Origin of the sequence: Rhodobacter maris (genome assembly GCF_900217815.1) — a bacterium.
Lineage (GTDB): Bacteria > Pseudomonadota > Alphaproteobacteria > Rhodobacterales > Rhodobacteraceae > Rhodobacter > Rhodobacter maris.
In genome coordinates, this window is record NZ_OBMT01000018.1 from 28,024 (window position 1) to 45,801 (window position 17,778).

The following is a 17,778-nucleotide window of genomic DNA, read 5'->3' on the forward strand; positions in this document are numbered from 1 at the left end:
GACGTGGCGCGACAGATGGCGGATTACATGGATAAGCTGAGCATCCTGATCGTTGCGCCCAATACATCTTCTGCGCTTGGCGGAGAAGCATTCCTTCCGTTCAAGTATTTTCAACTTCTGCGGGCGCGGGGTGTCGACGTCCGGCTTGTGACCCACAGCCGCAATCGCGGAAATCTGCAAGCCGCCTTCCCGGATCATCAGCAGTTAATCCATTATATTGAAGATACTGCGCTGTTACGCACGATTGCCCGCTCTGGCAGAAAAGTTCCCGAGCCGGTGCGTAGCATCGTTTTCGGAACAGCATTGAATTTCGTCTACGAGAACATGCAATCGCGCATGATCCGAAGAGTTCTGGCCGAGAGTTCCGTCGATGTGATCCACCAGCCGATCCCTGTATCCCCTAGGATTCCTTCGTCTTTATATGGATTTGGTATTCCCGTTGTGATCGGCCCGATGAATGGCGGGATGAGCTATCCCGAGGGATATGACGAATTCGTATCCGCCCGGGCGCGAGGCTTCATTTCGGTGACGCGACTGCTCGCGATTGCGCTGAACCGCCTCATCCCCGGCAAACGCAGGGCCGCCGCATTGCTGGTCGCGAACGAAAGAACCCGCGCGGCACTCCCGGTTTCTCATCCAAATGTCATCGAGCTTGTCGAAAACGGGGTCGACCTGTCGATCTGGACGTCTGCGCCGGAGCATCACCGCCCGCGTTTGCCTTCCGATCCATTCCGGCTGGTCTATCTGGGTCGGCTGGTCGGCTGGAAAGCCGTCGATATCACCCTCAAAGCCGTCTTCCTCGCCCGCCAATCCGGGCGCGACGTGCGGCTCGACATTATCGGCAATGGCATCGAACGGGCGGCGCTGGAAGCTTTGACGCAATCCCTCTCGCTTGAAACTTCCGTCCGCTTTTGGGGATTTCAGACGCAAAACGCCTGCGCTTCGATTCTTGGCGAGAGCGACGCGTTGATTCTGAATTCGCTCTATGAATGCGGGGGGGCGGTTGTTCTGGAAGCCATGAGCCTTGGATTGCCCGTGATCGCAAGCGATTGGGGCGGTCCGGTGGATTACCTCGACAAGCGGTGTGGCATTCTGGTGGCGCCGGTACCGCGCGAGAGTTTCGCGCAACGGCTTGCCGATGCGATTGTGCATCTTGCCGATGATCCGGAGCGGGCAAGCGCGATGGGGGAGGCCGGGCGAACGAAGGCCGTCACGCAGTTTGACTGGGACAAGAAGGTCGATAAAATATTGAGCATCTATAATAGCTTGATGTCTTCTGTGTGAGTGTTGCGCGGAGTGTGCGGCGGCTCTGGGCTCTATCTTGTTCCATCAATAACGCTTGTTGCTTGGCATCGCCGGGGTGCTGAGCAAGACGGTCCCGCCGCCGCTGGGCTGTCGATGCGGTGGCGCAGGGCGCGTTTGCCGATGCGGCCACGGACGTTGAGAGGGAAGGTTTCGTGACGCGAAGGTGAGGGGGGGGATCACATCGCTTCGCCTGTGTGATCTGTGTCATGGCCGTGCTGATCTGGTCATGCGCAGATGCGCATAAGGGAGATCGTCGATGATTCTGTCCGTTCTGTCCGCCCTTGCCGAGCCGACGCGCCTTGGCGTGATAACACTGCTGGCAGATGGCTCGGAGCATTGCGTCTGCGAGTTGATGAAAACGCTTGGCGCCACGCAAAGCCGGATGTCGCGGCATATGCAGGTGCTCAGGCACGCCGGGCTGGTGGTGGATCGGCGTGATGCGCAATGGGTGCGATATCGCCTGAACCCGCAGATGCCGCCCGAGACCCATGCCGTGCTCAAGGCCGTTCTGGCCGCCGATGCGGCCGCGCGCGACGAAAGGAATGTTGCATGAGCATCGATACGTCTCATCCGGCCCGCCCCGTCCGCACCGGCGGGTACTGGCATCTGGGCCTTGCGGCTTTCCTCGCCCTCTGGTGGGGCGCCTATCACTACCTTGTGCCATTCTCGGAATGGGTCACGGCGCTGGTCCCGGTGGACCGACACGGCCCTGCCGGCGCGGCTATCGCCTTTTTTGTCTTCGATGTGCCCAAGGTGATGCTGCTGCTGGTGCTCATCGTCTTCGCCATGGGCGTCCTGCGCAGTTTCTTCAGCCCGGAAAAGACGCGGGCGCTCCTCTCGGGCAGGCGCGAGGGGGTGGGCAACCTCCTCTCCGCCGGGCTTGGCGTGCTGACACCGTTTTGTTCCTGCTCGGCAGTGCCGCTGTTCATCGGCTTCGTCTCGGCGGGTGTGCCGCTTGGCGTGACTTTTTCTTTTCTGATCGCCGCGCCGATGGTGAATGAGGTGGCCTTGGTTCTGCTTTTCGGACTTGTCGGCTGGCAGGTCGCGGTAAGCTATCTGGCCTTCGGCCTCGGCATCGCCATTCTCGCGGGTTTTATCATCGGCAAACTGCGGCTGGAGGGCTGGTTGCAAGACTGGGTGCGTGACCTCCATTCGGGCGCGAACATTCCCGCGATGGCCGATGGGGAACGCCTCACCATGCCAGACCGCTACCGGCTCGGGATCGAAGCGGTGCGCGAGATCTTCGGCAAGTTCTGGGTCTGGATCCTTCTGGGGATCGGCATGGGCGCGCTGATCCACGGCTATGTGCCCGAGGACCTGTTGGTCCGGATCATGGGGGCCGAAGCCTGGTGGTCGGTGCCCGCCGCCGTGATCATGGGAATTCCGATGTATACCAACGCCGCCGGGGTGATTCCGATCATCGAGGCGCTGCTGGGGAAGGGCGCGGCGCTCGGCACGGTGCTTGCCTTCATGATGAGCGTGATCGCACTTTCCCTGCCCGAGATGATCATCCTGCGGCAAGTCCTGACCCTGCGCCTGATCGCGGTGTTCATCGGCGTGGTGGCGAGCGGTATCCTTGCCGTGGGGTTCTTGTTCAACCTTATGTTCTGAAAGGATTATTATTATGAAAACCGTCAAGGTCTATGGCCCCGGCTGCAAACGTTGCGAAACCACAGCAATGCTGGTGCAGGAGGTGGCCACGAAACTCGGCATCGCGGTGGATGTCGAAAAGATCACCGACCCGAAGGCGATCGCAATGGCTGGCGTTCTCGCGACCCCCGGCATCGCGATCAATGGCAAGCTCGTTCATGCCGGCGGACTGCCCGACGCAACCAAGCTCGAATCCTGGTTGACGTGTTAAGCGTGCCCGCGGGGCGCAGGGATCCTCTCTTTGCCGGAACGATAGCGCCCAGATGTCGTGGCCGCGCGCCGCAGCCAAACCTGCCAGTTTCCGCCCCGCAGGATTTGGCACGGGATCCTTAACGGCCATAGAAGCGCCGACGCGCTTCCTGTTCGATGTCGAGGCGCAACTGAAGATCGGCGAGCTTCTGCGCCGCCTGCTTTCGGGTGTCCGCATCGGGAGCCGCGGCCAGAAGACGGGTCTGCGCTTCAACCGCTTTGCGCAGCTGGATTTCACGCGGTAATGTCCCGGCTTCGGCCATGATGCGAAAGCCGATGGCATCGGCGCTGCCATCGCCTGCCAGATTCAGAGGTTTTCCCGCCCCCTTGAGGTTGTCCAATTGCCCCTCGGCCTGTGCTTTCAGGATTTGTCGTTCGGCCAAGTCGGAAAATTTCATCATCCTTCTCCTCGGTGAGGGGGGGCGGCCAGGAAGCCGCGTTCAATCTCGTCGAAGACCGGCCAGAACATGGCCAGCCCGTCAGGAGCGCGGGGGCCAAAGGCCGTCAGCGCCCCGGTCAGCGCCAAAGCCGCGGGAAGGGGCTTCAGATCTGCGCGGAACACGCCTTGCGTCAGGCCAATGGTCAGGATTTCAACATAGCGCTGACACCATGCCTGCGTGAAAGTGTCGAGCAGTTCAGCGACTTCGGGCTCTGTCCCGGCAATCTGGCGAAGCTGCGCAAAGCAGGCTGCCAGCTCCGGATGATCCCGGAGGCTGTCATGATAAGCTGTCGTTTCCGCACGCAGCTGCACAAGCGCGGGCCTCGCGGGATCGGGCGCGGGCGGCAGCAAGGCCAGAAAGCTCTCCCGTGTCGTCTCGGCGACAAGTGCAACCAGGCTTGCCTTGGTGGGCACGTGAAAATGCAGCGTGGAGGGGTTGATGCCAACACGTGATGCGACATCGCGGGTGCGGAGCGCGGCATAGCCCTTTTCGAGGATGAGCCCCCGCGCCGCCTCGGCGATCATCGCCCGGCGTTCGTCTTTTCTGAGGTAGGGGTGCTTTTGTTCCATCATGAATCAACCATATGATTGATTTCTGGCGGAGGCAAGGAGAACCATGTCTGAAAGGTGCCGCTTGACCGAAATGAAAAAACCGTCCCCGAACATTTCCGGGAACGGTGCGGGGTCAAGGGTATGCTGTCAGGCTCAGTTGGGCGAGCAGAACTGGTCGTAAACCGTCTGCACCACCTGTGCGGCGCGCGGGTCGGAGAGCGAATAATAGATCGTCTTGCCCTCGCGGCGGCTGGTGACAAGCCCCTCAAGGCGCAGCCTTGCGAGCTGCTGGCTTACGGCCGCCTGCCGGGTCTCGAGCCGGTTTTCGAGCTCGGTCACTGATTTCTCGCCCGAGGCGAGGTAACACATGATCATCAACCGCCCCTCATGCGCGAGCGCCTTGAGCAGGTTCGAGGCAGCGCGGGCGCGGCCGATCATCTCCTCGGCATCGAGCGCGGCACAGCGCTCGTCGGGCAGATCGTCGCCGGTGCCGGGAAGGGGGGTATCGTTCATCTCGTCTTGCGGGCCCTCGCCCGGTTCCGTAACCACTGCAGGCCGTTCCTTGATTGCGCGCATGTCTTCCATAGTCCGGCAATAGCACGGCTGAACGGGGGAATCGAGAGCCGCAAGCCATGACGGACGGAGGGGCGGGCAATTCACCGCGCGCGAGGGCGGACGAAATGCGTTGCAGGGCCGATCAGGGCTTGGTCGCAAGCAGCGTGCCGCGGATCGCGCGGATCCGGCGCAGGCGCAGCAAGGCCTCGCGCAGGCTCGCATAAAGGAGGACGACAAGCGCGAGCGTGTCGAAACCGGGAATGTCCATCTGCCTCTCCTGAGCTTTCTGCCGAGCTGTTCCGGAGCCTACGCGCGAATATGGCCGAAACGAGGCGCGGGCAGGGCAAAACCTTGCTCTGGCCGCCCCGCCGGCGGGCCGGGGTGGGGGCGGCGTGGCGACAGGGCTTGACCTTGGCCCCCGCTCTGCGCTTGCTGGGCCAAAGCCGCAGGACCGCCTATGCTTCACGCCTATGTCACTACCTCGCCGGGTCTTGCCCGGCTCGGCCAGCAAAGCCCGACCGATCCGCGCCCGGATCTGGAGCGCGCGATCTGGGTCGATCTTTATCGCCCGCTCGACAGCCAGGTGGCTGCGGTGGTTGCTCTGGGTGTCGATGTGCCCTCGCTCGCCGACATGGAAGAGATCGAGATCTCGAACCGGCTCTATCGCGAGGAGGGCACCGATGTGATGACGGTGGTGCTGCCGGGCCACCTGCCCGACGGGCGCCAGATTGCCGGGCCGGTGAGTTTCATCCTGAACGGGCGGCGGCTCGTGACCGTGCGCCACCACGAGCCGCGCAGTTTTGCCACCTACCCGGAGCGCGCGGCGCGCACCACGCCCGGCTGCCGCTCGCCCGAGCGGATCTTTCTTGGCCTCGTCGAGGAGATCGTGGCGCGGCTGGCGGATTTGCTCGAAGGGGTGGGGCGCGGGCTCGACACGGTTTCGGCGCGGGTGCTGGGCGAGGCGGGACCGGCCGAGCTCAAGGCATCGCTGGGTGAGGTCGGGCGGCTTGGCGAACTTCTGGGGCAGATCCGGCTGGCGCTGCTGACGCTCGAACGGGCGCTGTCCTTCTATGATCAGACCCTTGCCGGGCATGCGCAGGGCCATGAGCTGCGCCCGATCGCCAAGGCGCTGATGCGCGACATCGCCGCGCTGGCGGTGCACAATGATTTCCTGTCCTCGCGGGTCTCGCTCAGCGTCGACGCCACGCTCGGCATGATCAACCTGCAACAGAACAACACCGTGCGGATCCTTTCGGTTGTCGCGGCGCTGTTCCTGCCGCCGACATTGATCGCCTCTGCCTATGGGATGAACTTTCCGAACATGCCCGAGCTGCGACAAAGCTGGGGGTATCCTTTCGCCCTGGCATTGATGCTCGCCTCTGCGGTGGGGACCTGGGCCTTCTTCAAATGGAAGAAGTGGCTCTGAGAGTGCCGCTTTCGCGGGGCGCCCGGACGGGGGCTTTCGCTTCCGTCAGATGGGGCGCCGCCTCCTCGGATCTCCATCCATAGCTGAGTTCGCGCGAGCCCGGCTTCGATCCGAGCGGTTTCCTTCGGTCCCGCCTCAGCCCCCTTGCGCCCGAGCCTCAGGATCTGCGCAAGGGCGCCGTACAGATCCCGGGCCGGTCGAGGGCGCTTTCCCGACCCGGGGACCGGATATATCGCGACCTTCTCCACGAGGCGTCGGATGTGCTCGCGCATCTCGCCCTCGTCGTCCGGATCGCTCACCGAGGCGACCAGCGCGCGGATGCGGTCGTGCCAGGCGTCGGCCAGATCCGGTCGGGTGGGATTTGCGGGCGGCGGCGTGACCTCGCGCGCCAATTCCGCTTCGAACCCCCTCGGACGGGCTGCGAGGCCCTTCCGAGGGGCCTTCACGCGTTTGGCCGGCACGCCGGAAAGGGGCGCTTCGACCAGCCGATCCTGATCCGCGATGACACCCGCCAACTCCCTCTTCCTGGCGGCGATGTCATCGGGCTTTCGCGCCTCGGAGAGCTTTTCCAATTCCTCCGCATAGGCTTTGAAAATCCGGATGACGATCGCGGCCTGTTTCGGCACGATCTCTCTTGTTCTCCGTTCGAACTCTCCACGCGCGACAATTTCACGGGCCACCCCCGTATCCGTAAGAAATTATCCGTAAGAAATACTGCCGACCGAGCGGCCATTTCGACGCGCCCAACCAATTCCCTGTGTGTCTTTTTCTTGAGATTCATCCAGAGTACCGCATTCATGGTTCCACCGCATGTCTTCTACGGCCGGGATTGGTGCGCGCCTGCACAGATCCCGCGCGCGGGGGGCGCGGACACGCGCGGAATGCGCCCTATATTCTTCCCATCCCACGACAGGAGGCACGGATGAGCTGGAACCCCTCGCAAGCGCATGACGCCCCGGGCCTCGGGCGCGTCGAGACCCTGATCATCCCGCGCGCCCGCGACATCGGCGGCTTCGAGGTCAAGCGTGCGCTGCCCGCGCCCTCCCGACAGATGGTCGGCCCCTTCATCTTCTTCGATCAGGTCGGCCCGGCCGAATTCCTCACCGGCGGCGGCATCGACATCCGGCCTCATCCGCATATCGGCCTTGCCACCGTCACCTATCTTTACAAGGGCGCGTTCGAGCATCGCGACAGCACCGGCGCGCATCAGATCGTGCATCCGGGCGCCGTCAACTGGATGATCGCGGGGAGTGGCGTCACCCATTCCGAACGCACAAGCCTTGAGATGCGGGCGCGCCCCGGGTCGCTCTTCGGCATCCAGACCTGGGTGGCCCTGCCCGAAGCCGAGGAGGACCGCGCCGCGAGTTTCGAGCATCACGGCAAGGAGGCGCTGCCCTTTCTGGAAGACGAGGGCAAAGAGGTGCGGCTGATCCTGGGCCATGCCTGGGGCGCGCGGGCGCCGGTCAGGACCTTCTCAGAGACCTTCTACGCCGATGTCGCACTGGCGCCCGGTGCCCGGCTGCCCTTGCCCGACGAGCACGAGGATCGCGGCGTCTATGTCGTCGAAGGCGCGGTCACAGTGGCGGGGGATACGTTCGAGGCCGGGCGGATGATGGTTTTTCGCCCCGGCGACCGGATCAGCCTGAGCGCCGGTCCGCAGGGCGCGCGGCTGATGGCGCTGGGCGGCGCGACGCTGAACGGTCCGCGTTACATCTCGTGGAACTTCGTGGCCTCTTCGCGCGAGAAGATCGAGGCCGCGAAAGAGGCCTGGGACAAGGGCGACTGGGATCATGGCCGGTTCCGGCTTCCTCCCGGCGACGGGGCCGAATTCATCCCGCTACCGGACGCGCTCCGCCCCAAACCCGCGCCCTGACGGCTCAGGGCGCGCGCTCGAGGCCCTCATGTTCCGGGAGGACACCTGCCGCGCCGCAGGCCTGGAGCGCAGCATCGCGATGGCCTCCGGCGAGGCCCTCGATCTCGCGAGCGAGACCAATTGCGTGCCGACGCGGAGCGCGTCCGGCAGGATCGCCAAGACCCCGGCAGAGCCCAACCCCAAGGCGGCAGGCGACGATCCGCGTCGCCTGCCGCTTTTCTGAGCGAGGTTTGCGCTCGCGCGACTCCATCTCTTCCCGCCGGTCTGCGGCGCGGCGGGGAGAGACACGGGCGCGACCGCCGCTACCACCCCGGGCCTGCTCGCGTTGGGCGGATTGGCCGCAATCAGCGGTGCGGCGGTGTCCCGCCGTTTTTCGCCCGCTCAGGGCATCGAGCCGAAATCGCCGCGCCGGTGGCCCTCGACCAGCGCGCGCAGACCCTCGGGCGCCAGCACCTCGACCGCATCGCCCCATTGGTAGAGGTGCCACGCCATCTCCAGCCAGCCCGCCGCCTCGAAGCGCACGATCAGGCTGCCGTCCTCCTGCCGTTCGAGCACCTGCGAAGGGTGGAAGCGGAACCCCGCCGCGCGCTCGGCGGCGCGGGGGGCAAAGCGCCAGACCACCGGGCCGAATTGCGCCGGATCCTGCCAGACGCCGAAGGATTGCGCGGCAAAGCGTTGCATCGAGAACGCCGGGTCCATCGCGAAACTTTCGTCGAGCGCCTCGGCGGAGAGGATCTGATCGAGCCGGAAGCTGCGGATCAGATCGCCCTTGGCCGGATCGCGGGCCACCAGATAGGTGCGATGGCCAAGGAGCACCCCATGCGGTTCGAGCACCCGCGCGGGCGCATCGGCGGATTTATAGCGCACCCGCAGCCGAAAGGGGCCGCGCAGCGCCTCGGTGATGGTGTCGAGGATCTCGGGCCGGATCGAGACGCGCGGGCCGGGGCGCGTCACCTCGGCCAGGGCCGACAGCACCGCCTCGGCATCGGCCTCGGTGCGGGCGGCCTCGCGCCGCGACAGCCGCGCCAACAGCCCCTCGCGCAGATCGCTGAGCGCCCGGGCGTGACGCAGCCGCCCCTCGGCCCCGGCCTCGCGCGCGGCATAGTCGAGCGCCTCGATCGCGGTCTCGGGGCGCAGCATCAGGGTCTCCTCGCGCGGCCGGGTGATCCGCCAGCGCCGCTTGCGCTCGGCATCGTCGGAGGTGACGACATTGGCGAATGTCGCCTCCAGCGCATCGGTCATGCGCTGCGCAGTGCGGTGCGACACGCCGAATTCCGCAACGATTTCCGCAAGGCTGACACCGCCGTGCCGGGCCGCGGCAATCTCGGCCAGCCGGATCAATTCCTGCGCCTTGGCAAAGGACATCGCGCACCCCGACAGCAATTGACACCCCGCAAGGCTAAGACTGTCCTTGCGGTCTGTCGAGGCGATTCCCCCGAGATTATTTGGCGGAGGACGTCTGGCGAAGGACATCTGGCGGGGGTCTTTGGGGAAGGAGTGTTGGGTGATGGGGGATCGTGACGGCCGCGCCGCGCCGCTGCTGACGCGCCGTGCGCTCGGGGCAAAGCTTGCGGGCGCGGTTGTGGCGGGAGGTGTCGGGGGCGGGGCGGCGCAGGCGGCGGTTTCCGCGCCCGACCTCGATCTGCGCGATGCGGCGCTGCGCGGGCTGGCGCTGGCAGGGCACCGGGGCGATCCGGTGGCGGCGGCGGCGGCGCGGGCGGCGTTGCAGCGGCTGGGCGAAACCGACCCCGAGGCGGCGATCCTGGCGCGGCTTTATCACTTGCTCGACGTGCGCCCCGCCGCCTATTGGCAAGAGGGGATATCAAACGAGCCGTCTGCGCGGCCCGAGGATCTGGCCGTGCTGCACGAGGCGATCCGCGCGTGCCGGCCGGTCGCGTTCGATTACACCGACAGGGGCGGCACCGTGACGGCCCGCCGCGCGCGGCCCTTGGCGCTGGTGCATCCGGCGCAGGGGATCAAGCTTCTGGCCTGGTGCGAGACCCGCGCCGGGTTCCGGCAATTCTTCGTGCGCGCCATGGCCGGACTGCGCGTTCAGCCGGGAGATTTTACGGCGGATCGCCACGCGCTTTTGCAAGGCCTGCTGGCGAAGGAAGAGGGTGGGCCGCTCCAGCTTGGCACTCGAGCCGAGGGGCAGGAGGGCAGGATGTCGGAAAGGACCGGGGAGGGGCGATGACACATTACGCGCATTCGGGCACGCGGGCGGACCGGGCCGACTGGCAGAAACTGCCCGATCATCTGCTTTGGGTCGAGCGACTGGCGCAGGAGCGCAGAGCGGCCTTCGGGCACGGTGCGGCGGCAGGGCTGGCGGGGCGGTTGCACGATCTGGGCAAATAGGATCCCGCCTTCGACCGGGTGCTGCGTGGTGAAACGGGGCCGGTGGTCGATCATTCCGCGGCTGGAGGGCGGGTGCTGCTCGGCCCCGCCTCGGGCTGCCCCAAACCCGTGGCCGAGGCTTTGGCGCAGGCGATCCTTGGCCATCACGCGGGGCTGCCCGACACCGATGGCACGGACGGCGGCTCTCTGGTCACGCGGATCGCGCGGCCGGGGGCGGCGCTCGATGCACAATGGCGGGTGCATTTGCCCGATGATTTCCACGCCGTCGTGCAGGAGGTTTTGCACAAGTTGCGCAAGGTAAAAGCCGGGTTCGACTTTTCCGTCGCGACGCGGATAGTGTTTTCCTGCCTTGTCGATGCGGATTTTCGCGACACCGAAGCCTATTACGATGCGCTCGAAGGCCGGAGCCGCGACCGCGACTTGTCCGCCTTGCAAAGCCTTCTGATCGACAGCCCGATGGTGCCGGTGATCGTGGCGCGCGAGGATGTTGCCCGCGACTGGGTCGAAAAGCTCTCCAATGACTGTGAGAAATCCGGCCCGCTCGCCCGCGCGAGCAGCCCGGATGATCAACTGGTCGAGCAAGATTTTCCCAACCGGGAGACGCGTCAAAAGATAACTGTGACCCGCGAGATCCTCTGGGAGTCCACGACGGCAACCAAGGCTGAGGTTCTGGCGCTGGAGCGGCGGCTGATTGTGGAGCTGCGCGCGAATGACCCGAGCATCGGCTGTAACCGTCGTCCCGTTTTCCGAAGTGTGCCCCGGCAATCTTCCCCTTACGTGACTCAATCCAAGGGATAAGCTGACCGGAATTTCGAGGTGATGCTGGCTTATGGAATTCGTCTGCATCTGCGGGGGCGCAATGCGCTGTTCATCCGCCCGGAATTGACGATGGAGCGGGTCAGTTATGATGTGATGACCCCCTCGGCGGCGCGCGGTATTCTGGAGGCGTTCCACTGGAAGCCCGCGATTGCCTGGGTGATCGACCGCATCCATGTGCTCGAACCGATCCGCTTTCAGCAAATTCGACGCAACGAGGTCGGGCACAAGGCGCCTGCGGGGTCGATCAGGCAGGCGATGAACCGGGGCGATCTGGCGGGGCTGCAAATTCTGGTCGATGAGGACCGACAGCAACGCGCCTCGAGCGTGCTCGTCGCCCCCGCCTATGTGATCGAGGCGCATTTCACCCTGACCGCGAAGGCTGGCCCCTAGGACAGCGAAGGCAAGCATCTCGACATCTTCAACCGTCGCGCTGCGCGCGGCCAGTGTTTTCACCAGCCCTGTCTTGGCACCCGCGAATTCGCCGCCGATTTTGTGCTTCTCGCCCCCGGCGCGGCTTTGCCCGTGCGCAATCTGCTGGCCGAAACGGCGGAGCTGGGCTTTGGCACCCCGTGCGATCTGGGCTGATGCTGTGGGACATCGACCACGCCGCCCGGCCGCCCCTCGATGTTCTTTCGCGCCGACTGGTCGAGGGGGTGATGGAGGTGCCGCCCCCCGGATCGCCGGAAGTGCTGCGATGAGCCTGCTTGCGTCCCAGGTGCGGGCCTACAAATTGAAAGCCGTTCCCCTCGGGTTCCGCCCTCACCCCCGGGATATCTGGACCTGGCCGAAGGGGGCAATCCTGACGGGGCAGCGGGGTCAACGGGTGAGGATCATCCGGCTGCCGTCGAATTCGACCCTGGCGAAGCGGGTGAGGTAGCTCATGCCGAGCAGCGAGCCGCTCAGCTCGCCGCGGTTCACCACGGCGCGGACATTGTCATCCGTGAAGGGGCCGATGGCCACCTTGTCGAGCCGCACCGGCGCAATGGCAACCGTGCCGTTGGCGGTTTGCGCCTGACCGATATAGGCGAGGCGGGCGGTGTCGATGCCGGCGCGCTCGGCGTCGGCGCGGCTGAGCACAATCGAACTCGCGCCAGTGTCTACGACAAAGCGCAGGGGTGTGCCGTTCACCTCGGCGGTGAGATAATAATGCCCGTCGGCGGCAACCGGGGTCTCGATCCGGCCGTCTTCGAGCACCGCCTGCCGCCCGAGCAGCGTGCCGCGAAATTCGGGCCATAGCCCCGCCACGGCGACAAGGCCCAGAAAGATCAGCGCCCAGATCATCATCTGTTGCAGTGCTTCGCCGGGGCGGCGACGCAGGCTGGCCAGGACCGAACCGCCCACGACGAGCAGAAGCAATACGAGATAGATCAGCCGCGAGGTGTCATCGAACATGAGAACTCCTTTGCGTCGATGTGGGGCGCGGGCGCGGGCTTGTCAGCTCTCTGCAGATCACGCCATCGCGAGGAGACCCGCGCCCTTGAGACCGTCGAGGATGAACTGCACCGCAAGCGCGGCAAGGAGCATGCCCAGAAGCCGGGTGACGACCATCGTGCCGGTGCGCCCGAGCGCGCGTTCAAGTGGTGTGGAGAGCAGGAACAGCACGAAGACGCAGGCGAGAACCGCCACCATCACGCCCAAGACGGCAAGCATATGCACCGTGCCCGAGCCGGAGCCGGCGAGCAGGATCATCGTGGCCATCGCGCCCGGGCCTGCCAGAAGGGGCGTGGCGAGCGGAAAGACCGACGGGTCGGGCGGATGCTCGGCCGATTGCCCCTCGCGGCGCTGGGTGCGGCGCTCGAACAGCATGTCGAGCGCGGTGAGGAACAAAAGCACGCCGCCCGCGATACGGAAAGCGGGCATCGAGATGCCCACGCCGCGCAGAAGCGCATCGCCGAAAAGCCCGAAAAGCGTGAGCAGCAGTGCTGCAATGGCGAGTGCGCGCAGCCCCACCGTATGGCGCATCCGCGCGCCCATACCCTGCGTCAGCGCAAGGAAGAGCGGCACGAGGCCGATCGGATCGACCACGACGAAAAGCGTGACGAAGGCGGTGACGAGTTCTGCGGATCCCATGGCGCCAGACTAGCCGCTCGGGCCGGGCGGCGCCAGAGGGGGTGCGTCTTCCTCGGGCTCGGGCGGCATCACGGCGCGGATCTTTGCGGCAAGGCCGCGCGCGCCCGCGCCGATGCGGGTATCGGCATGGGCCTCGGCCAGGCGCAAAAGGTGATGCAGTGCCGCCATCTCATCGGCCGTCAACACCAGCGGCGGCAGCGCCACGGGGCGGCGCAGCACATAGCCAAGCCCGCGTTCCCCCTCGATCGGCACGCCGTAATCGACCAGCGTTTTCATGTCGCGCCAGATCGTGCGCTCGGACACCCCGAGTCGCCCCGCCACGTCACGCGCGCGGATCAGCTCGCCATCGCGCAGCAGCATCAGGATTTGCTCAAGCCTCTCGTTGCGGGTCATGCCGGCCTCCGCCCGCGATCCTAGCGGATCGGGGGGCAACTGACAAATAACTGTCAGTAATCTCGCGGGCCGGGCCGGAGCGCGCGGAAATGGCGCTTTGCCTGTGTCCGCGCGCTTCGTAAAACAGGGGAAACGCAACAGGCGCGGTTGGCGCGAGGAGTGAAAAGATGTTCAACAATATCGGTGTGCCCGGTCTGATCCTGATCGCGGTGGTGGTTCTGGTGCTCTTTGGCAAGGGCAAGGTGAGCTCGCTCATGGGCGAGGTGGGCAAAGGCATCACCTCGTTCAAGAAAGGCATGGCCGAGGGCACCAAGGAAATCGAAGAGGCCAAGGCCGACGAGGTCAAGCCCGAGACGAAAGACAAGGTCTGAGGCCGGCTCGGGGCGCATAGCACATGTTCGATATCGGTTGGAGCGAGCTTCTGGTGATTGGCGTCGTGGCGCTGATCGTGGTGGGTCCGAAGGATCTGCCGGTGATGTTTCGCAGCCTCGGGCGGGTGACGGCGAAGGCCCGCGCGATGGCGCGCGATTTCACCCGCGCGATGGAGGAGGCGGCGAAGGAAACCGGGCTGGAGGAGGCCTCCAAAGGGCTGACCGACATTGCCCGGGCGAAGGCGCCGGGGATTGCCGCGCTCGAACGCGCCACCGAGAAATTCGAGAAATGGGATCCGAAGTTGCCCGGAGGCGCGGCCAAGGCCGGGGCGGCAGCAGCGCCCTTCGTGCCGGACCCGGAGTTGCAGGCCGAGCTTGATGCCGCCGAGCTTGAGGGCGAGCCGGACGATCTGCCCGCACCCAAAACTCCTGCAAAGGCAGCCCCGAAGCCCGCCCCCAAAGGTGACGCATGAGTGCCGAAGACCTCGACGATACCGCCGCGCCGCTGATCGAGCATCTGGCGGAGTTGCGCACGCGCATCCTGATCTCGCTTGGCGCGTTTGTGGTGGCGATGGTGGCCTGCTATGCGGTCTGGCAGCCGGTGTTCAACTTCCTGACCCGGCCCATTTGCCATGCCCTCGCCGATCGTGGCCAGCAATGCGGGCTCTACCTGATCAAGCTGCAGGAAGGGTTCTTCGTTGCCGTCAATATCTCGTTTCTTGGCGGCTTCGCGCTTTCCTTCCCGGTGATCGCCTGGCAGCTCTGGCGCTTTGTGGCGCCGGGTCTTTACCGCAATGAAAAGCAGGCGTTTTTGCCGTTCTTGCTGGCCTCGCCGGTGATGTTCTTTGTCGGTGCTCTCTTTGCCTATTACGGCGTTTTGCCGATGGCATTCCGGTTCTTCCTGAGCTTTCAGCAGGGCGATCTGAGCAGCGCCAACGAGCTTGCCTCGATCGGTTTTCAGGGCTCGGTGCAGGAATATCTCTCGCTCACCACCAAATTCGTGCTCGCCTTCGGGATCTGCTTCCAGTTGCCGGTGCTGCTGACGCTGATGGGCAAGGCGGGGCTGGTTTCCTCTGCCGCACTTTCGGGGGTGCGCAAATATGCGATCGTGGTGATCTTGCTCGTCGCCGCCATCGCGACGCCGCCCGATGTGATCTCGCAGATGATGCTCTTTTGTGCCGTCTATCCGCTTTTCGAAGTGTCGATCCAGCTTGTGAAGCGCATCGAGAAGAAGCGCGAGGCGCGGATGCGGGCCGAGGGCACCTGGTTTGACGAGGATGACGACGAATGACCGATCCGCTGGACCGGATTGCGGCGGCGCTGGAGCGGTTGGCTCCGGAGCCTGCCCCCGTGCCCGATTTTGCCGCGGCAGATGCGTTTTTGTGGCATGCCGCGCCCGACCGGCTTGAGCCGGTCACCGAGGTGTCGCGGGTGGATCTGGCACTTCTGCGCGGTATCGACCGGGCGCGCGACACGCTTCTGGCCAATACGATGCAATTCGCGCAGGGCGCGGCCGCGAACAATGCGCTCTTGTGGGGCGCGCGCGGGATGGGAAAATCCTCGCTCGTCAAGGCCGTCCATGCCGAAGTCAGGGGGCGGGGGCTGGCGCTCAAGCTTGTCGAGCTTGCGCGCGAGGATCTGCCTTCTGTCGGGCGGCTTCTGAACTTCCTGCGCACCGCGCCGGAGGCCCGGTTCATCCTCTTTTGCGATGACCTGAGCTTCAGCCATGACGATCAGCATTACAAATCGCTCAAGGCTGTGCTTGATGGCGGCATCGCGGGGCGGCCCGCCAATGTGATCTTCTATGCCACCTCGAACCGCCGGCACCTGATGCCGCGCGACATGATCGAGAACGAGCGCTCAACCGCGATCAACCCTTCCGAAGCGGTCGAGGAGAAGGTCTCGCTCTCCGACCGGTTCGGGCTCTGGCTCGGCTTCCACCCCTGCGATCAGGACGAATATCTGGCGATGATCGAGGGCTATTGTGCGGCCCATGGGCTCGCGATCGACGCCGAGGTGCTGCGCGCCGAGGCGGTGGAATGGTATCGCACCCGCGGTTCGCGCTCGGGCCGGGTGGCCTGGCAGTTCTTCACCGATCTGGCCGGGCGGCACGGGCTCGCGGTCTGAGGGCTCAGCCCTCGGCCGGAGCGGCTTTTTTCCATGTCGCCTTGAGCGTCAGCGCCGCCTCGGCATCGGCCGAGGCGAGCACCACCCCGCTTGCGGCAGAAAACTTCAGCCCGAAAGTTAGCTCCATCGAATCCGGAGCCACGGTTTTCGCGAAGCCCTGCAAGATCTCCTGGACCGCATCCTGCACGCCCTGGAGTGCGTCGGAGAAGCGCTGCCCGGTCTCCTCGATCACGGCCCCCGGGAGCCGGTCACTGCGGCCGAAACTGTGCATCTGCATCTCGGCGGGCACCTCCACCGCCACCCGCGCGCCGCTTTTCAGCTCGAACAACTGGATATTCGTGGCCATCTCATCCTCCATTCGCTTCGGCATATCCCGTTTGGACAGAATAGCACGCTTTGCGCGTTGGCGAAGGAGCGGCTGGAACGAAAAGGGGGCGCCTAAGCGCCCCCCCGAACTGCTCTGATGTGAACTGCTCTGATGTCCGGTCAGAACCCGGCCTTGATCTTCTCGAACTCGGCCAGTTGCCGTTCGCGCATCACCGGATCGTTCGGCACCTGCGGCAGGATCGGGGCATTGACCGGGCCGACACCCGCCTCGATCTGTTCTTCCATCGGGATCGTTTCCATCGCCTTCAGGCTCGAGTGGCCATAGCCGATATTGTCCAGAAGTGCCCGCGCCGAGGTGGGGGCAAGCCATGAGTTGATGAAATCATAGGCTTTTTCTTCCGAGCCGGGGCCGTCCTTGAGGTTGACATAACCGCATACGAAGGTCGAGGAGCCCTCGACCGGCTCGCGCTGGAAGGCGACCGGATAATTGTCGGCGCGCAGGTTGGTGACACCGTCGTTCCAAGACCACGAAATCAGCACCTCGCCCGAGGCCATGGTCTGCGCCTGCTCGGCCGGATCGGCCCAGTAGCTGAGCACGTTCGGATGCACCTCGCGCAGCCAGGCGGCGGCGGCCTGGAACTGCTCTTCGCTCACATTGGTCCAGTCGGTCACGCCGGTGGCGAGATAGGCGAGCGCCCAGACATCGTCCGAGGAATTCGGCAGCGAGATCCGGCCAGCATATTTCGGATCCTTGAAGACCTGAAGCGTTGCCACATCCTCGGCGGGAACCTGCTCGGGGTTGTAGGCGATGGCGGCTGCGCCCCAGTCGGTCGGGATGAACCAGACCCCCTGGGCGTCCTTGAAGATCGGCGATTGCAGGTATTGCGGGTCGATATCGGCAATGGCCGGGATCTTCGAGGCGTCCCAGGGTTCGATCAGACCGGCGTCACGGTATTTCGACACCATCTGCGAGCAGGGGTGGGCGACGTCCGCCTTGAAGCCCGAAGCAAGCTTCTGATAGGCCTCGTCGTCATCGCCGTAGAAGGAATAGGTGGGTTTGTCGCCATTTTTGGCGACGTAACCGGTGAGCAGCCCGTCGATTTCGAAGCCGGCCCAGTCGAACACCAAAAGCCCCGGATCGGCCGCCCGCACGGGGGCGGAAAACGCCAGCGCAACGGCGGCGGAAGCAAGCAGGACTGAAGATTTCTTCATCTGGAGAGGTTCCCTGTTGGTTGGTTTTGGGCACGCTAGACCGGCCCCCGGGCTC

At 65.0% G+C, this 17,778-nt stretch carries 23 protein-coding genes and 2 pseudogenes; 15 read left to right on the plus strand and 10 right to left on the minus strand.

Annotated features, from left to right (window positions below; translation table 11 throughout):
- Window positions 1-15: 15 nt before the first annotated feature.
- The 4 genes from CRO22_RS16885 (at window position 16) to CRO22_RS16900 (ending at window position 3,166) form a co-directional block, all read left to right on the plus strand.
- Entirely contained in the window at window positions 16-1,284 is a 1,269-nt protein-coding gene (locus CRO22_RS16885) for a glycosyltransferase family 4 protein (RefSeq protein WP_097071333.1), read from the plus strand.
- Between the two features lie 277 nt (window positions 1,285-1,561).
- A complete protein-coding gene (locus CRO22_RS16890) occupies window positions 1,562-1,858 on the plus strand; it encodes an ArsR/SmtB family transcription factor (RefSeq protein WP_097071334.1) in 297 nt (98 codons plus the stop codon).
- Complete coding sequence (locus CRO22_RS16895) at window positions 1,855-2,916, plus strand: permease (RefSeq protein ID WP_097071335.1); 1,062 nt, start codon at window positions 1,855-1,857, stop codon at window positions 2,914-2,916. Before CRO22_RS16890 ends, CRO22_RS16895 begins: the two co-directional genes overlap by 4 nt.
- A gap of 13 nt (window positions 2,917-2,929) precedes the next feature.
- Window positions 2,930-3,166 (plus strand): thioredoxin family protein, encoded by a 237-nt coding sequence (locus CRO22_RS16900; RefSeq protein ID WP_097071336.1) that lies wholly within the window; start codon window positions 2,930-2,932, stop codon window positions 3,164-3,166.
- A gap of 118 nt (window positions 3,167-3,284) precedes the next feature.
- Here the strand turns inward: CRO22_RS16900 and CRO22_RS16905 are convergent, their stop codons facing one another.
- The 4 genes from CRO22_RS16905 to CRO22_RS19355 form a co-directional block, all read right to left on the minus strand.
- Window positions 3,285-3,602, minus strand: a complete 318-nt coding sequence (locus CRO22_RS16905; RefSeq protein WP_097071337.1) for a DnaJ family domain-containing protein — start codon at window positions 3,600-3,602, stop codon at window positions 3,285-3,287.
- On the minus strand, window positions 3,602-4,216 hold the full coding sequence (locus CRO22_RS16910; protein ID WP_097071338.1) for a TetR/AcrR family transcriptional regulator: 615 nt from the start codon (window positions 4,214-4,216) through the stop codon (window positions 3,602-3,604). Before CRO22_RS16910 ends, CRO22_RS16905 begins: the two co-directional genes overlap by 1 nt.
- A 132-nt stretch (window positions 4,217-4,348) precedes the next feature.
- The gene (locus CRO22_RS16915; RefSeq protein WP_097071361.1) at window positions 4,349-4,708 is read right to left on the minus strand and encodes an ArsR/SmtB family transcription factor; all 360 of its coding nucleotides are present in this window, start codon (window positions 4,706-4,708) and stop codon (window positions 4,349-4,351) included.
- Between the two features lie 184 nt (window positions 4,709-4,892).
- On the minus strand, window positions 4,893-5,018 hold the full coding sequence (locus CRO22_RS19355) for a hypothetical protein (RefSeq protein WP_281254759.1): 126 nt from the start codon (window positions 5,016-5,018) through the stop codon (window positions 4,893-4,895).
- Window positions 5,019-5,207: 189 nt separating this feature from the next.
- Here CRO22_RS19355 and CRO22_RS16920 point away from each other — a divergent pair, with 189 nt between their 5' ends.
- The 3 genes from CRO22_RS16920 (at window position 5,208) to CRO22_RS16935 (ending at window position 8,272) form a co-directional block, all read left to right on the plus strand.
- Window positions 5,208-6,176: a magnesium transporter CorA family protein gene (locus tag CRO22_RS16920; RefSeq protein WP_097071339.1), complete on the plus strand. Its 969-nt coding sequence runs from the start codon at window positions 5,208-5,210 to the stop codon at window positions 6,174-6,176.
- Between the two features lie 922 nt (window positions 6,177-7,098).
- On the plus strand, window positions 7,099-8,049 hold the full coding sequence (locus tag CRO22_RS16930) for a pirin family protein (protein ID WP_097071341.1): 951 nt from the start codon (window positions 7,099-7,101) through the stop codon (window positions 8,047-8,049).
- Between the two features lie 28 nt (window positions 8,050-8,077).
- On the plus strand, window positions 8,078-8,272 hold the full coding sequence (locus CRO22_RS16935) for a hypothetical protein (RefSeq protein WP_097071342.1): 195 nt from the start codon (window positions 8,078-8,080) through the stop codon (window positions 8,270-8,272).
- Window positions 8,273-8,430: 158 nt separating this feature from the next.
- On the opposite strand, the gene CRO22_RS16940 is transcribed toward CRO22_RS16935, so the two are convergent.
- Window positions 8,431-9,414 carry a helix-turn-helix transcriptional regulator gene (locus CRO22_RS16940; protein ID WP_097071343.1) on the minus strand — a complete coding sequence of 328 codons (984 nt, stop codon included), beginning with the start codon at window positions 9,412-9,414 and terminating at the stop codon, window positions 8,431-8,433.
- A 142-nt stretch (window positions 9,415-9,556) separates the two neighbouring features.
- On the opposite strand from CRO22_RS16940, the gene CRO22_RS16945 reads away from it, so the two are divergent.
- From CRO22_RS16945 to cas5c, 4 genes and pseudogenes are all read left to right on the plus strand, one after another.
- Complete coding sequence (locus CRO22_RS16945; RefSeq protein WP_097071344.1) at window positions 9,557-10,243, plus strand: helix-turn-helix transcriptional regulator; 687 nt, start codon at window positions 9,557-9,559, stop codon at window positions 10,241-10,243.
- Entirely contained in the window at window positions 10,240-10,404 is a 165-nt protein-coding gene (locus CRO22_RS19245; protein WP_245861013.1) for a hypothetical protein, read from the plus strand. The genes CRO22_RS16945 and CRO22_RS19245 overlap by 4 nt, the downstream gene beginning before the upstream one ends.
- A 15-nt stretch (window positions 10,405-10,419) precedes the next feature.
- Window positions 10,420-11,202 (plus strand): annotated as a pseudogene (locus CRO22_RS16950) (CRISPR-associated endonuclease Cas3''); the annotation flags it as partial.
- A gap of 90 nt (window positions 11,203-11,292) precedes the next feature.
- A pseudogene (gene cas5c, locus CRO22_RS19450) lies at window positions 11,293-11,808 on the plus strand (type I-C CRISPR-associated protein Cas5c).
- Window positions 11,809-12,039: 231 nt separating this feature from the next.
- Here cas5c and CRO22_RS16960 read toward each other — a convergent pair.
- The 3 genes from CRO22_RS16960 to CRO22_RS16970 are packed head-to-tail and all read right to left on the minus strand — an operon-like array spanning window position 12,040 to window position 13,686.
- Entirely contained in the window at window positions 12,040-12,615 is a 576-nt protein-coding gene (locus CRO22_RS16960; RefSeq protein ID WP_097071345.1) for a retropepsin-like aspartic protease family protein, read from the minus strand.
- Between the two features lie 57 nt (window positions 12,616-12,672).
- Window positions 12,673-13,293 carry a MarC family protein gene (locus CRO22_RS16965; RefSeq protein ID WP_097071346.1) on the minus strand — a complete coding sequence of 207 codons (621 nt, stop codon included), beginning with the start codon at window positions 13,291-13,293 and terminating at the stop codon, window positions 12,673-12,675.
- A gap of 9 nt (window positions 13,294-13,302) precedes the next feature.
- Complete coding sequence (locus tag CRO22_RS16970; protein WP_097071347.1) at window positions 13,303-13,686, minus strand: helix-turn-helix transcriptional regulator; 384 nt, start codon at window positions 13,684-13,686, stop codon at window positions 13,303-13,305.
- Between the two features lie 167 nt (window positions 13,687-13,853).
- Between CRO22_RS16970 and CRO22_RS16975 the strand changes: the two genes are divergently transcribed.
- The 4 genes from CRO22_RS16975 to CRO22_RS16990 are packed head-to-tail and all read left to right on the plus strand — an operon-like array spanning window position 13,854 to window position 16,184.
- Window positions 13,854-14,057: a twin-arginine translocase TatA/TatE family subunit gene (locus CRO22_RS16975; RefSeq protein WP_097071348.1), complete on the plus strand. Its 204-nt coding sequence runs from the start codon at window positions 13,854-13,856 to the stop codon at window positions 14,055-14,057.
- A 23-nt stretch (window positions 14,058-14,080) separates the two neighbouring features.
- A complete protein-coding gene (gene tatB, locus CRO22_RS16980; RefSeq protein WP_097071349.1) occupies window positions 14,081-14,530 on the plus strand; it encodes a Sec-independent protein translocase protein TatB in 450 nt (149 codons plus the stop codon).
- The gene (gene tatC, locus CRO22_RS16985; RefSeq protein WP_097071350.1) at window positions 14,527-15,348 is read left to right on the plus strand and encodes a twin-arginine translocase subunit TatC; all 822 of its coding nucleotides are present in this window, start codon (window positions 14,527-14,529) and stop codon (window positions 15,346-15,348) included. Before tatB ends, tatC begins: the two co-directional genes overlap by 4 nt.
- Window positions 15,345-16,184, plus strand: a complete 840-nt coding sequence (locus CRO22_RS16990) for an ATP-binding protein (protein WP_097071351.1) — start codon at window positions 15,345-15,347, stop codon at window positions 16,182-16,184. The genes tatC and CRO22_RS16990 overlap by 4 nt, the downstream gene beginning before the upstream one ends.
- Before the next feature lie 4 nt (window positions 16,185-16,188).
- Here the strand turns inward: CRO22_RS16990 and CRO22_RS16995 are convergent, their stop codons facing one another.
- Both CRO22_RS16995 and CRO22_RS17000 read right to left on the minus strand, forming a co-directional pair.
- Window positions 16,189-16,530 (minus strand): CU044_2847 family protein, encoded by a 342-nt coding sequence (locus CRO22_RS16995; RefSeq protein ID WP_141399468.1) that lies wholly within the window; start codon window positions 16,528-16,530, stop codon window positions 16,189-16,191.
- Between the two features lie 140 nt (window positions 16,531-16,670).
- Window positions 16,671-17,723: an ABC transporter substrate-binding protein gene (locus CRO22_RS17000; protein WP_097071353.1), complete on the minus strand. Its 1,053-nt coding sequence runs from the start codon at window positions 17,721-17,723 to the stop codon at window positions 16,671-16,673.
- Window positions 17,724-17,778 lie beyond the last annotated feature (55 nt).